Raw genomic sequence first — 12,867 nt, 5'->3', positions numbered from 1 at the left:
GAATCAAATGTTGTCTTGCGTGTAAACCCCGCCAGATTCGACGGCGCCGCCAACCTCGCGCTCTCCGTAAAGCAGCGGGTACGGGTTACCCTGGGCAATAGTGGTCACCGCGCCACCGAAGCCGTAGCTCGGGTTGTTGCCGTCGTCGTTCTTGCCTTCGGCGGTTGCCTTGGTAGTCGGTGACAGCATTTGCACAACACCACCAAGACCCACAGCCGCGCCGGCGGCGAGTAAGCCCATACCCAAGGTCGAGGTGGTGCCGCCGGTGAATAACCCGGCAACGATCAGCACGACACCGAGAAGTGTTTGAAACATTCCGGCCTGCTTGCTGCCCTGGATAATCGGCTGTATGCGAATGTCGCCTTCGGCACGACCGACAAGCTCAAGCTCCTGCGCGCTGATGTTCCGCTCATCAACAAACACAGCGAAGACCAGGCCCCGCTCGTGCGCGGTCCGCATGAACTTCTCGAAGCCGGGTTTCATCGCGCATAGCGCCGCAGTAGCGTCATGAATACCGTTCAGGTCGAGTCGGTACTCTTTGCCGAACATCTTGCCCAGCACCCCGCCGAGCTTGACGGTGCGCATGGTCATGGGCGGTAGTCCTTGTGCCGGAGGATCAGTTTTACCCGGTTTGCCATCGACCACCCATAAACTTCACGGGCAGCCAGGCGACCGGGCATGTGGTGGTAAATGAACGGGCCTGACCCGCCGAGCTTCGGCGCCGGCTCGCTGAGCAGTGCGGGTTCATCGCCCAGATAAATCACTGCGTGATTCGGGAAATAGCACTCTCGCCCCGGTGTAGGTATCTGCAATACCAGCATATCGCCGCGCTTTGCCTCGGTGACCCGGTAGAAACCGGTGGCTGCAAAGTTATCCTCGTAGAGGCTCGGCCCGCCTTTCTGCTCCCACCACAGATCGGCCCGCTCAAAGTTCGGTAACTGCAGGCCGGCCTCGCGTGCGTACCAATCCCGGCAAGCTGCCCAGCAATCAAGCAACCCATGGGAAAAGTCGCGGCCCAGCAGCGGCGCCTGGAAGCCGGACGGCTTGAGCCACTCGATGTCGCCGCCGGGCCAGCCGACGATGCCCCAGGGCAGTTCGTGCAGTTCGCAGCTGACCCGGTCGGCCATGCTTGGCGCCGGTGCTTTATCCGGATGGCTGTGGATAATCGCCAGCACTTGCCCGCGATCTTCGGCGCGGGCCATGTCCTTGTGATCGATCTGGAAGTGTTCTCGCGGTGTAGTCGCCAAGTTCGCACACGGCACGTACTCGCGGCCCTCGGCAGATTTGATTAAAACCCCGCAAGCCTCGGCCGGGTAAGCGCGCTCGGCGTGTGCGCGGATCTCGTCCTGCAATTTCTGATTGATGCGCATGACTACCTCGAACTTGCGATGAGGCTTGCGCCCATGGACCCACCGAACCGGCGGGTGTTGCCCCTGATCTTGCAGCTGCTCCACCAGCCCCCACAACGGTCGAGCGCAGGGTTGTCGGTGGGCTGGTTCTTCTTATCGAACATCGCAGCCCCTGTGTAGGCGCAAGCCTCCTGCCGGTACCCGCCACGGCAGGCCCACCGGCAGAGCTTGGTGATCTGCTGACCAGGTAGCATTTGCCCTTCCATGTCGGTAGGGCTCGACAGCGAGAACGTGACCGAGATGCTCGGCAACGCCTCTGTCTTCTGCTCGATAAACCAGAGGTTCGTTTTCGATTGGTCGCTGGCTTCCGGGTTGCCGTCGGGGAAGTTGGCGGCGTCCAGGAAGTGGCGGAACGTCTCGATCACCTTGACCCGGGCGCCGGCCAGGTCACGGAACTGGAAGCACAGAGCGGTAATCGCCCCGCGCACCCCGCCCAGCTCGTCGTCGACCTGCAGCGTTGGCGTCGCTGGGCGTCCGTCACCACGGATGTCAAAGCCCTTGGCCTCGATCTGGAGCGGCGAGTAGAGCTGCCCCTGCCAGATGATGTCGCCCTCGTGGGCGTGGCCGTGAAATCGCCAAATCGTTGCACCCAGGCGCGTAGCGTCCAGTTCGTACAACCGGATCTGGTTACCCGGCTCAAGCTTTTGAATATCGGTGTTGTAATTCATAAGGCCCCAGAAACAAGAAACCCCGCACTTGGCGGGGCTTGGTTAGGGTTGTGGTTAAGGCGTGTAGGTCTGTTTGAACGTAAACGAAAGCGTCCACAGGCCAGCGCCAAGCGGCTTGGACTTGTAGCCCTTGCATCGATATCGGCCCTGCACACCGCCCGGCGGCGTCCAGAGGAATGACTTGTAGCCTTCATGCCGGTCGATGAAATCTCGCACTTTCAGCACCTCCTCACCGGGAGCCATGACACCAGAGTGCGTCAGATTCCAGTTCTCGCTTTTGGTATTAATGCCGATTCCTCCGGCCTGGGTGTACCCGTCGCCGAAGTCGTTCTCCCAGGTGCGCTGGTCAATCTCCCCATCGCCGCCCAGCTGAACGCAGTAGCTGAATGTTTCCGCCATCAGACTCGCCTCCAGAGCAAACCGCCCTGCCCCATTTCACCCTGAAGCACGCGGCGAATTTCCGAGACCAGACCTTGGCCCATCGCTTCGCCTTGCTTGCGAGCATCATCACCGCTCATGCCTGGCTGGGCCTGCACGTTCACTGGGGCGCTGATGTTGATCCCTCCCCCACCTCCACCACCTGAGTTGGCGCGCAGCTGGTCAAGCGTCCTGTCCAACTTGGCGCTGGTCTCGGCCGTGGTTACTCGCTCACCCTTTTGGAGCAGCCAGGTTCCCGTCTCCGGCACTGCGTCGATACCGTCGTGCGCCATACCGGCGAGCGCAGCACTGGCAACGCCAGCCACCATGGGGGCAGTTGCAGCAGCAGCGGCGGCCGCCGCGGCCGGGGCAGCGGCAGGACCGACGATAGGGATAGCCGCAGTAGAAGCGAACGCGGCCAAGCTGGCCTGGAATGCAGTTGCCTGGGCATTGGCCACCAGGGTTGGGACCGCACTTGCCTGCGTGGTCTTGCCCACCAGCATTTGCACTGCCTGATACACCAACCATTGAGCCGCCATATCGGACAGAGCTTGGAGAGTGGACTTGGCGAAGTTCGCAACCAAGTCCCCTAGCGCGTCGTCTACCGACTCTGCCCCACTCACCACATCAGACAGGAAAGTACTCAGCCCACCCTTTGCGCCGTCCAGTATTGAGGTCGTGGCGTCAGCAGCCATCGCCGAGTAATCGGTCGCAGCGTCTACGTAGTTCTGCCATGCATCGCTGACCCCATCCATCCAATTGCTCTGGGCATCATCGAGCTGATTGTAGTGGTCCTGCTGGATGACCATGCGCTCGGCAAGGGCCTCCTCAAGTAGGGCGGTTTCCTTGTCGTAGGTGTCTTTGGCGTCAGGATCGCCCAGCAGCTCGGCTTCCTTGTACTGCTTGTACATTTCGGCGCGCTGTTTGTCGTAGTCCTGCTGTATAGCCAGGTCTTCTTTGAGGCGACCTCGGAGCTTTTCTCCGGAGCCGGCACCCGCCAGCTCCATCTCAAACCCCTGGCGGACAATGGTGTTGCTGTCTTTGAGGTTGGCCTGCAGCGTGGCTAGCTTCAGATCCTGCTCGTTCTGCTTCTTGAGCTTGACCTTTGAGTCGAGCTCGGCGGCCAATCCCTGCAGCACCTTTTGGCGCTCGGCACTGACACCCTTCAGCTTCCCAGTCTCAATCTCGAAGGCCAGCTTTGCGACTTCAGTGGCCTTGCCTTGCTTGCCTGTTGTCTCATCTATGAGTGTGATCTGGCGGCGGTAGTTTTCCTCCGCATCAATGCCACGCTTCGACAGCGCCTCCGCAGCGGACTTGGCTGACGCCTTGGCCGACTCATCCGCCTTTTTGGTAGCGTCGGCAGCTTTGATAGCAGAATCCGCTCTCCTTTGAGCTGCGACGAGTAGATCCCCCTCGCCGGCCTTTAGCCCTTCGACGAGCCCGGCTTTCACGCGAGCCGCGAGCTTGTCAGCTTCGGTACTCTTGCCAGCGAGCAGGATCTGCTCGTCGATCCTTTTGGCCATCTCCGTGTAGACTTTTGAGGCCTCAGATATTCCAGACGCTACATTTGCACCATTGGCCCGAGCATTGAGCTGATCAATGCTCGCTGATAGTTCGCGAACTTTCCCATTTGCTTTTTCGGCGGCGCCCTCAGCCTTGGCAAGCTCGTCAGCTAACGGGCTGCGAGGGTTCTTAAGTAACTGCTGATTTAACGCAAAGACTTTTACCTCAGCCTCAATTGCCGAGTACTTTGCGGCGACCAACTGTTTGTTGTAGTCAATTAGCGCTGCCTTAGCTTGTTTGGGGCCTAGAGCGTCAAACGCACCACCAAGAGCATTAATCCGTCCCTCTAGCGCTGCGGACTCTCGCTCCGCATCTGTTGCCCTAGTAGCAAAGTATGCGAGCGCGCCGCCAGCAAGCAGCACCGCGCCAACCGGACCGCCCAGCAGAGCCATCGCAGCCGAAGCAGCGCGCGCAGCGACACCCACGCTTACCAAGCCTGCCGCAGCAGAAGTAGAAACCCCCGCCATCCGCGCAAGGGTTAGCTGATAACGAACAGCCTCCACTTGAGCTGCCGCAAATGAAAACGCCGAGGCCGCAGCAGCGCTAGCCAACCTGGCAGACAGCACCAGCGCAAGGACGCCTGCTGCTTTCGCCAGTCCGTCCACGGCAACCTTGGTGCCAGGTGCGGAGAGAACGTCATTCAGGGAGTTAACTGCAGCTTTGGCAGTGTCTAGGCTGCCCTCGCCTGTAAGCAGGGCTGAAATTGTGTTCTGCAAAGCTTCTAGTGAGCCACCAAAAGTGTCCCTGGCTGCCGCCGCGGCCCCACCGTAAGACTCTTCAAGTGATTTAAGGATTATCTGCTGAGCGCCAGCAACATCCCCGGTAGATTCAAGAGCGGCAGCTAATTTCTTCTGCTCATCCGTAAAGCGAAAACCTTGCTTACTGAGCGCGGTAAGCCCCTGAGAGGGAACATCCAATGCGCGTCCAATAGTTTCGGCGGCATCTTTAACAGTAGTGCCTGTTCGAGCGGCCATATCCGCAGCAGACTGAAGCGCTCGATTGAACTGGTTTCCCACGATACCAGTGAAGGCCAGGAGAGTTGTTTGTGCCTGGTTTATGTCACCGCCTGAGAAGGTACTAGCCTTCTCCAGAGCGCCAGCCATAGAGTTCAATTGATCGCGATTGAACCCGGCCGCTTCTCCCGTAGATCGAAGAACGGCTCCGAGCTGAGCTTGTTCTTTCTCAGCATTTTTTGTCTCCGTGATGAACCTGCCAAAAATACTGGCTACGGAGAATCCTGCGACCGCGCCAGCAGCGATAGGTGCTAGCGCGCTCCAGGCTGATGCTGCTTGATTCGCTGCATCCGTCATCTCCTTGGATGCTTTCTTTGCGGACCTGCCCGCCTGGTCCATTGGACCAGTGAACCCACCGATTTTGGCGATTAGGTCCAGGGTAAGAGTGCCAAGCGAACCAGCCATACTTTTCTCCAGGCATAAAAAAACCCGCGCTTGGCGGGCTTGGTTTTTTGTATCTATCTACATAGCGATTGCCATGCCGTAGAAAAATCTGGTGAGCCGCTATCAAACTGCACAGATGAACGCTCATGGGTATAAATGAATCTTTTAATCCCGACGTATCCACCAAAACTATTTTTTGAGTTGACCGTGCCGCACGCGACGTTCTGCTCATCTCCCACTTTGCGCCTGACGATTTCACCGAAGTTAGCGCTTCCAGGATCTTTCAAGTTGGCCTTAACCAACGAAATAGCTCCAGCCACGACAGTGGTGTCACTTAAAACGTTAGACTCACCATCCGATTTGCTGCCTCCAAAAGCCCAAAAAAAGATCCCGAAGGCCACTAAAAACAATGCGCCAAACTTTAAAAGGTTTTTTGCCAGGGGCGATAATGCCCCTCGCGGATGCAAGCAACTCGGGCAGGCCGAATCGCTATCAGGATAAAACGCGGTGCATTTACTGCACTTCAAAGTCGCCATGACGAACATCTCCAAGGTTTCACCACAACTTTACCACTAACCTAACCCCAGCTTGCTACAGCCTCTTCAAGGCTTTCTATGCGCGCATCCATATGCGGGGCGAAGTCCTGCTGGTAAAGCCGAGGGGCATCCTTGGCGGTCTTCGAGTTGACGTAGAGAGCTTGGAACTGCGCCAGAGCCATCTCGATGCGCATGCCCTGGTGCAGCGACCCGCGCTTGGTGCGAAATTTCATCCAGACCACAAACTCGGAATAGGTCATGCGCTCCTGCGCTTCGGCAATGGTGCGGCCGCCGATTCCGTTCATGACCAGCTCGCACCACAGCTCATCGGATGGGTCTAGCGCTTCTTCTTTCCCGAGTTCTGCACCTCGCCGATGGCGATCAGCAGCAGGTTGGTCAGGTCAGGGTCGAGTGCGCCCTTCTCCGGATCGGCCTCACCGGTGATGTCTGCCACGGTGAACACCGCTTTGCCCTCGGCATCGCAGATACTGGAGGCAATGCGACAGGCCAGCGGGTCAGCTCCACGGTGGGCAGCAATGTCGCCCACGGCGGTCTGGTACGAAAGCGGCCGGACGTAGCAGGTGAACTTGGAGCCCTCCCACTCGATCTCCTTGGCCACCGGCCGCGCAGTGAACGCCTTCGATTTTTTGAGGTTCGCGATGTTCAGTTCCATTATGCAGGGACCTTACGAATCCAGGCGGAACCGCCCGAGCGCTGAATCGACACGGTCGATGCAACCACGGCGTTCTGCGCGAATGTGAATGGGAAGTCAGCCACGTAACCCTGGAAGGCGAACCAGGTACGGGTTGCTGGTAGGTCGAAGTCGTCACCGGCCACTAGGGCGACGGTGGCAGTTGCGCCGGTACCAGCGCCGCCGGTGAACGCGACGGTCGGAGCCGTGGCATAGCCGGTGCCTTTGTTGGTGATCGTAACGCCGGTGACCACACCACCAGACACGGTAGCTGTTGCTGTGGCGCCAGAGCCGCCTCCCCCGGTGAGGGCCACAGTTGGTGCCGTGGTGTAACCGGTACCGCCAGCCGTGACCGTTGCCACGCCCAGGCTACCGCCAGCGGCGATGGTCGGCACAATATCTTTGCCGTCAGACCAGCCCACCACCCACTTGATAGTGGTATCGCCGTTGGCTTCCGAGAGCTGATGCAGGCGAATATGGCTCGCGTTGTTCGGATCAGCGTTCAGACCAAGCGAGGCCTGACCAGGTGTGCGCAAGCCCTTCTTATAACTGCGCTCTTCAGCACTGAGACAGGTGTCTTCGATTTGCTCAGCAGGCGAACCGCCCGGGTCGAAGCTGGTGGCGCACTCAACTTCCATGACGGTCATAGGTCCGGTGCCGGAAACCGGCGGGACCAGTGCGTAGATCTGTGTTCCTTGGGAAAGGATCGACATGGCGTTCTCCAAATGTCGGGCATAAAAAAACCCGCACTCGGCGGGGTTGGTTTGGGTTGCAGCGTTATCGAGGAACGAGCCAGCTCACGTCGAAGCTGTACCGGTAATTCTTTGTTGCAGGGTCGCGGCTCTCACCACCCCAGCGGATGATGTTGGCCTTCAGCTCGATGGCGTCTCTGATGGCCTTGGCCACAGCCCGCGCGTCCTTACTGGTCGTGGCGTACACATCGACCTGCAGCGTATAGCCGTCGATGTCTGGGCGGCCTGCCAGGTAGTTCTCGGGGTCACCACCGATTGTCTGCCATACCGCGTATGGCTTGGGGACGTCCTGTGGCGCGTCGCCGAATGGATAGAGACGCTGAGGGGCGGACCCAAGCACTGCGATCACGCCAGCATCCAGGGCGCACACGGCGTTTATTGGTGCGAACATCAGCTGCTCCTGGACTTCTGGTCCCGACGAATTGCCCGGTCGAGGCCTTTCTCGAACTGAGTGGCGAATTCATTGGTTACTTCGCCGATATGGTCTTCCAGGGCCGGGCGTGCCACCGGGTCAGCCGCGATATGCTCGGTACCAAACTCAAGCAGACGCCAATGCGGTGTGGGCGCGCTTTTCTCAGTGCTGCCATTCTTGACCAGCACCGCGCCGTGCAGCACGCCAACTCGAAAGCCCAGGTCGCCAGTACGGCGAAACAGCCGCCCGTTCCATCGAAGGACGATGTTGTCTGCGATGGATCGACCTGTGTCCGGATCATCCCATCGCCGGGCGCCCTCTTTGAAGTTGTTGGCGACCATCTCGGCAGCGCGCCGAAGCGCGGTGCGACCGGTCTTGCGCTTGACCTCATCGTTCACGGTAGCCAGCTTTCCGAGCAGGCTGTCTACACCGATTAAGCTGAACTTCACTTCATCGACCATCGTTCACGCCCTTGCTGACCGGCAGCGTCAAATATTCAAGGCCTGAAACGTTGTCCGGCAAAGCGCCGGCGATGTTGTAAGTCTCGCCGCGATGGATGATACGCATCGTGGGCAGCAAGCCCGGGCGGTACCGAACCACGATCTTGGCTGTCACCTCGGATTGCGTAGCCTGCGCAGCCAAGAACTCTCTGGCACTCAATGGCTCAACCGAGGCGGGGCATCGCTCCCAGACCGTTTCCCATCGTACCGGCAACTCGGTGTTATCTTCTGGGTCTCGCTCCACCACCGGTCTCTGGATATCAATGCGGTGCCGCAACTTGCCGGCGCGCATTACACACCCATCCGGATGCGGTAAGGCATCAGCAACGCCTTACTGGTCAGCGGAAGCTCAGTAGCAATAGTGCCCGTCACCACCTCCTCCCTGTTCGCAAATAGGTGGCCGAGCTTGAGCAGGCAAGCCGCCTCAATGCCCTTGTTGATCACAATCCCGTACTCGTCCATGTCGATTGCCTCGAAGGCATCCGCCAGGGCCTGGCGAGCACGTTCACGTAGCCTGCACCGGTCTTCTGAGTTTTCAGGGTCATCGGCTACTACCAGCGCAGCGCGGTAAATGGCGCGCGCCGCCTGGGTTCGCTGAAGAGTGGTGGACTTTGCAAGATCCACAGCGGCCTGATCGGCAAAGAACCGGCGCTGAAGAAACTGCTGAGCAGCCTCCTCGGCGCCGTCCAATTGCGACTGCACCAGGTCCTGGTCCTCAGGTTCCGCGAGCAGGTGCTTCATGGCCAGTTCGATGTCGATCACGCTCATGGTCAGTCGGCCTTTTTCTTGGCTGCGAGTTTTGGCGCAGCTTTATTCGAAGGGGTTGGGGCCTGCTTGTTTTCCGGGGAAGCAGAATTCTTCACGTCGTATTCCTCGATCAGGCCATTACGGCGGAGATCGCGCGCCACCGATTCATCCACGGTGAATTCCGCACCACGCTTCACATACTTTTCGCCTGAATCCAGGCCGTCGGCATTGAAGCCTTTGATCGCTTTTACAGTGATGTCTGGCATCGGTGTTCGCACCCGGTTTCCCAGGTGCGCTCCTATGAGGTGTGGAAGCCTTACGGCGCGTCGAATTCACCGTGGACGAAGGATTCTTCACGGTACACAGCCATAGCCAGGCGCTCTTCAGCGCGAATCGTAACCATGTTGGTACGGAAGTTGTCGCCGTCTTCAGTCGAAACTTCGACGGCCGCCTCTTCGCGGTCGAAAATCTGAGCCGCGATGTTCATGGCGCCCACCAGGAATTCACCCTCTGGAACAGCGTTGCTGTCCACAACAGGCAGCTTCCACAGACGTTGTGCGCCGCCTTCCTGGACGTTGACCCAGATGTAGGAGCCAGTGCTGTCCTTGGTCAGCTCGATATCAGCCCAGTCGACGGGGTTGAGTGCGATCGCCGAGGCGCGGTATTCGGCGATCCGTACCTGCAGGATGGCGCGACGCAGTGTATCGATCTTGGTATCGCCTGCTTTGCGAAGGGCGTTGTTGAAAGCGGATGCCTGAGGGATCAGGCCGAGCATGTTCCCGCCCACGCCGTTACCGGCGAGGATCTGCTCTTCTTCTTTGTACTTCAGGCCGTAGATCGCGCGACCGTTGATGTAGCTCTGCAACAGTGGGATATCGGACAGAACCTGCTTGGAGGCGCGGAACCAGTGCGCAATGGTCACCACGTTGGTGGTCTTCAAAGCGAACGAGATATCCGACTGGGCTTTCGCTGCGCCTTCAGTGGCCTGGATCGCCGCCATATTTTGGAAGCCGCTTTCTTGCACGAACTCGACAGCGTTAGAGCCGGTTCGACCAGGCATGATCAAATCGCGGATGACGAACTGGCGCTCCGGATCTGCGACGATGCCAGGTACTCGCGTTGGCTGGATGCCGACGCCCACGCCACCGGTCCCGGTGGTTGCGCTGGTGATGTTGGTCACGGCCTTGCGACCAATGCGGGCGATACCACGGCCACGTGTTTGCAGGGCCTTAAAGTCATCCGAGTCTGACAGTTCTTCGCCTACCGACTTGGCGTCAGTTGGATCGTTGGACGCAAAGCGGCGAGCCAGCTTCTGCTCGATGTCCTGTAGGCGATCCTGCAAGCCCAGGCCATCCTTTACCAGGCCGTCGAGAACGGTCTTGGTATCAGTCAGAATGGTACCGTGCTCTTTGATTTCTTTGTTCGCCTTCTCGGCGAACGCTTTGATTTCCTGGTCGCGCTGGTCCAGCAGTTCGGTTACCGCTTTCAGTTGGACCTTGTCGTCAGAGTGTTCCTTGCGTTGCATCTGACGGTTTTCGGCGCGAGCCTGGTTGCTCATGGCGTTATGCATGGTGAATCCTCAAAACGAAGGGAGAGTCAGTGCCGGGCGCGATTTGAGCGCCTCGACGAGTTCAGCTTCAGCCAGGTCGCCCGCGGACTCGCTCCGGAGCAGGTGTTGCAGTCCACGGTTGGCAATCACCGTTGACTGATTTTTCGAGAATCCTGCCTCGCGCAAGAGCAACTCGAATTCTTTAAGGGAAGGAAGGCCGCCATGTGCCAGCTTCGACTTGATGGTGTCGGTGCGAGCCTCATCGTTGGCCGGTACCGTCACAATGGAAATTTCCACCAGGTCGAGCTTGGTGAGCGTGCGGATGCGGGTCTTCTCGTCGAAGCTCGATTCGCGTACGTAATAGCCGATGGAAAGGCCAGTGATGGATCGGGACTTCATGCCGCGCATTGCGATGCGGGCATACGGGGCATCGGCAAGCCAGAGCTCTCCATCGCCGAACAAGCCCTTAGTGTCCTCTTTCAGGGTATCCATGGACCAGGAACCGATTGGCTCGGCGGTGCGGTGCTGCCAGAGGACTGGTAAAGACCTGCCTTTCGCCTTGAGGTCGGCGATCGAATCAAGAAACGCCCCGGGCGCCACCACCTCGTTGTAACTGTCGACGACACCGAAAACCGATCCGTAGCCAGAAAAAAGGCCGTCATCGCTGACAGCCTTCACGTCGTAATCAAATGAGCGGTACTTCACCGCTAGGGACTGGTCTTTCCGTTTCATTCCTGGTTCCCCTTGGGGGTTTCGTTGAGCCAGTCCAACAGCGCGGAACGGGCTTGCTGGGCATCACCCGAGCCCTCGCCGAGCTTATCGATCGGCAGCATGTTGGATTGAACGGTGAGCTTCGCTGCGTTACCGCCCATGGGTGCAAGGTTTTCCTTGATCCGGCAATCGTCGCGGGTATAGATGCCGTTTTGCGTCATGGAGCTGTAGAACGCGGCACGCGCAGCGCTGTCGGCGCGGAGCAGGCCCTCTGGGTTGAACTTCGCGTAAAACCGCCGGCGCTCATCGGGCCGCAGTAGGCGGCGATTAATGCTCTGCTCGATGCGCTTCATCCAGGGAAGCAGCGTAAAGCTCAGGAACCCAAGCATCTGCTGTTCCATGCCGGTGCCCCAGCTTGTGCTATTCGATGTGTGGCCCACCATCCAAGGCGGAACACGAAACCACCTGCAGATTTCTTCGACGTTGAAGGCGCGGGTCTGGAGCATTTGGGCATCCTCGGGCGTCATAGACACCTGATGATATTTCATGCCAGCTTCCAGAACCATCGTCTTGCCGGTGTTCACCGCGCCGGCGAACTTGGCCGCCATGTCTTCGCGGATGTCCTCCCGTTGAGCCTTGTTGAGAATTTGTTCGGTTGATAGAACGCCGCCAAGTTTCATCCCATTGGCGAACATCTTGCTGGCTGATTCGTCTGCCGCCATCGCAGCCCCGAACACATTGCGACCCATGGCAAGCGGGCTCAATCCGCACATGGGATCCGTGCCAAAGCCCCGCGTGTGCATCATTTGCTCATCTAGTAACGTATGAGGTTTGCCTTCGCTGTCGATAAACCGATATTCAATCGCACCACTGCTCGTTCTCCGCGGAGGGGAAACCGACTGCGGTAGGATGAACTCCAGAGAAGAGAGATCACGACCTACCAGGTGCGGCTCGTTGAAGCTGTTGCCGCTTAGCAGCAGGCTCGCCACCACGCATTCCCAGAACTCAACGGGGGTTTGATCGGCGTTCGGTTGCTGACTAATAACTCGGTGCACGGGATGCGAAGTGGCCACTTCTGGCACACCGTTCTTGTCTTCGTAGAGAGCAATTGGGAGGGTGGCCAGCGTTTCGGCGATGAGGCGCACGCAGGCCCACACAGTTGAAAGCTGAAGAGCTGTCTGCTGGCTTACTGTTTTGCCCGATGCGGAATCTGTGCCGTAGTAACCATTCCAGAATGAAGCATCTCCCAGGCCAATGCGCCGACCTACCCAGCCAGCAAGCGAGGACTTCACAAATCCAGGCTCGGCGGATTTAAAGAGAGCCTGGCGCAGGACTGACTTGATAGGTTTATTCACTGGTCAGCCCCTTGCGAATGAATCCAGCGGCTGCGAGAAAAGATGCACCCCCGGCAATAAGAGACCATCCGAGACCAGCCAAGACAAAGACGCCGGCGACAAACAGGCACAGCGCGGCCACGGCCGCCACGATAAAGAGGATCAGGCCTGTATCCATGGG

General features: G+C 58.7%; 18 protein-coding genes. All 18 read right to left on the bottom strand.

Annotated elements, in window-relative coordinates:
- Nucleotides 1–3 precede the first annotated feature (3 nt).
- The 18 genes from JFT58_RS07290 to JFT58_RS07205 all read right to left on the bottom strand — a co-directional run bounded on the left by JFT58_RS07290 (nt 4) and on the right by JFT58_RS07205 (nt 12,864).
- Nucleotides 4–591: a tail assembly protein gene (locus JFT58_RS07290; RefSeq protein WP_198834357.1), complete on the bottom strand. Its 588-nt coding sequence runs from the start codon at nt 589–591 to the stop codon at nt 4–6.
- Nucleotides 588–1,370: a C40 family peptidase gene (locus JFT58_RS07285; RefSeq protein WP_198798645.1), complete on the bottom strand. Its 783-nt coding sequence runs from the start codon at nt 1,368–1,370 to the stop codon at nt 588–590. Before JFT58_RS07285 ends, JFT58_RS07290 begins: the two co-directional genes overlap by 4 nt.
- 2 nt (nt 1,371–1,372) lie before the next feature.
- Complete coding sequence (locus JFT58_RS07280; protein WP_044275205.1) at nt 1,373–2,077, bottom strand: phage minor tail protein L; 705 nt, start codon at nt 2,075–2,077, stop codon at nt 1,373–1,375.
- A 54-nt stretch (nt 2,078–2,131) separates the two neighbouring features.
- Nucleotides 2,132–2,476: a phage tail protein gene (locus JFT58_RS07275; RefSeq protein ID WP_198834356.1), complete on the bottom strand. Its 345-nt coding sequence runs from the start codon at nt 2,474–2,476 to the stop codon at nt 2,132–2,134.
- Entirely contained in the window at nt 2,476–5,475 is a 3,000-nt protein-coding gene (locus JFT58_RS07270) for a phage tail tape measure protein (RefSeq protein ID WP_198834355.1), read from the bottom strand. The genes JFT58_RS07275 and JFT58_RS07270 overlap by 1 nt, the downstream gene beginning before the upstream one ends.
- Nucleotides 5,476–5,528: 53 nt before the next feature.
- Nucleotides 5,529–5,990, bottom strand: a complete 462-nt coding sequence (locus JFT58_RS07265; RefSeq protein ID WP_198798642.1) for a hypothetical protein — start codon at nt 5,988–5,990, stop codon at nt 5,529–5,531.
- A 41-nt stretch (nt 5,991–6,031) separates the two neighbouring features.
- Complete coding sequence (locus JFT58_RS07260; protein WP_198798641.1) at nt 6,032–6,295, bottom strand: hypothetical protein; 264 nt, start codon at nt 6,293–6,295, stop codon at nt 6,032–6,034.
- A gap of 32 nt (nt 6,296–6,327) precedes the next feature.
- Complete coding sequence (locus JFT58_RS07255) at nt 6,328–6,663, bottom strand: phage tail assembly chaperone family protein, TAC (RefSeq protein ID WP_028619185.1); 336 nt, start codon at nt 6,661–6,663, stop codon at nt 6,328–6,330.
- The gene (locus tag JFT58_RS30725) at nt 6,663–7,394 is read right to left on the bottom strand and encodes a phage tail tube protein (RefSeq protein ID WP_198798640.1); all 732 of its coding nucleotides are present in this window, start codon (nt 7,392–7,394) and stop codon (nt 6,663–6,665) included. The genes JFT58_RS07255 and JFT58_RS30725 overlap by 1 nt, the downstream gene beginning before the upstream one ends.
- 64 nt (nt 7,395–7,458) lie before the next feature.
- A complete protein-coding gene (locus JFT58_RS07245; RefSeq protein WP_198798639.1) occupies nt 7,459–7,824 on the bottom strand; it encodes a DUF3168 domain-containing protein in 366 nt (121 codons plus the stop codon).
- A complete protein-coding gene (locus JFT58_RS07240; protein ID WP_198834354.1) occupies nt 7,824–8,306 on the bottom strand; it encodes an HK97-gp10 family putative phage morphogenesis protein in 483 nt (160 codons plus the stop codon). Before JFT58_RS07240 ends, JFT58_RS07245 begins: the two co-directional genes overlap by 1 nt.
- Nucleotides 8,296–8,637 (bottom strand): phage head closure protein, encoded by a 342-nt coding sequence (locus JFT58_RS07235; protein ID WP_198834353.1) that lies wholly within the window; start codon nt 8,635–8,637, stop codon nt 8,296–8,298. Before JFT58_RS07235 ends, JFT58_RS07240 begins: the two co-directional genes overlap by 11 nt.
- The gene (locus tag JFT58_RS07230) at nt 8,637–9,113 is read right to left on the bottom strand and encodes a head-tail connector protein (protein ID WP_198834352.1); all 477 of its coding nucleotides are present in this window, start codon (nt 9,111–9,113) and stop codon (nt 8,637–8,639) included. Before JFT58_RS07230 ends, JFT58_RS07235 begins: the two co-directional genes overlap by 1 nt.
- A gap of 2 nt (nt 9,114–9,115) precedes the next feature.
- Nucleotides 9,116–9,358, bottom strand: coding sequence for a hypothetical protein (locus JFT58_RS07225; protein ID WP_198834351.1), 243 nt, complete (start codon nt 9,356–9,358; stop codon nt 9,116–9,118).
- A gap of 50 nt (nt 9,359–9,408) precedes the next feature.
- Nucleotides 9,409–10,662, bottom strand: coding sequence for a phage major capsid protein (locus JFT58_RS07220; protein ID WP_198834350.1), 1,254 nt, complete (start codon nt 10,660–10,662; stop codon nt 9,409–9,411).
- Between the two features lie 9 nt (nt 10,663–10,671).
- Nucleotides 10,672–11,373, bottom strand: coding sequence for an HK97 family phage prohead protease (locus tag JFT58_RS07215; protein WP_198834349.1), 702 nt, complete (start codon nt 11,371–11,373; stop codon nt 10,672–10,674).
- Entirely contained in the window at nt 11,370–12,707 is a 1,338-nt protein-coding gene (locus tag JFT58_RS07210; RefSeq protein ID WP_198834348.1) for a phage portal protein, read from the bottom strand. Before JFT58_RS07210 ends, JFT58_RS07215 begins: the two co-directional genes overlap by 4 nt.
- Nucleotides 12,700–12,864, bottom strand: coding sequence for a hypothetical protein (locus tag JFT58_RS07205; RefSeq protein ID WP_178119856.1), 165 nt, complete (start codon nt 12,862–12,864; stop codon nt 12,700–12,702). Before JFT58_RS07205 ends, JFT58_RS07210 begins: the two co-directional genes overlap by 8 nt.
- Nucleotides 12,865–12,867: the final 3 nt, after the last annotated feature.

Source organism: Pseudomonas sp. MF6767, assembly GCF_016405475.1.
GTDB classification, from domain to species: domain Bacteria; phylum Pseudomonadota; class Gammaproteobacteria; order Pseudomonadales; family Pseudomonadaceae; genus Aquipseudomonas; species Aquipseudomonas paracarnis.
The sequence above is the reverse complement of the archived record's forward strand: the minus strand, read 5'-3'. Positions and strand labels throughout refer to the sequence as shown.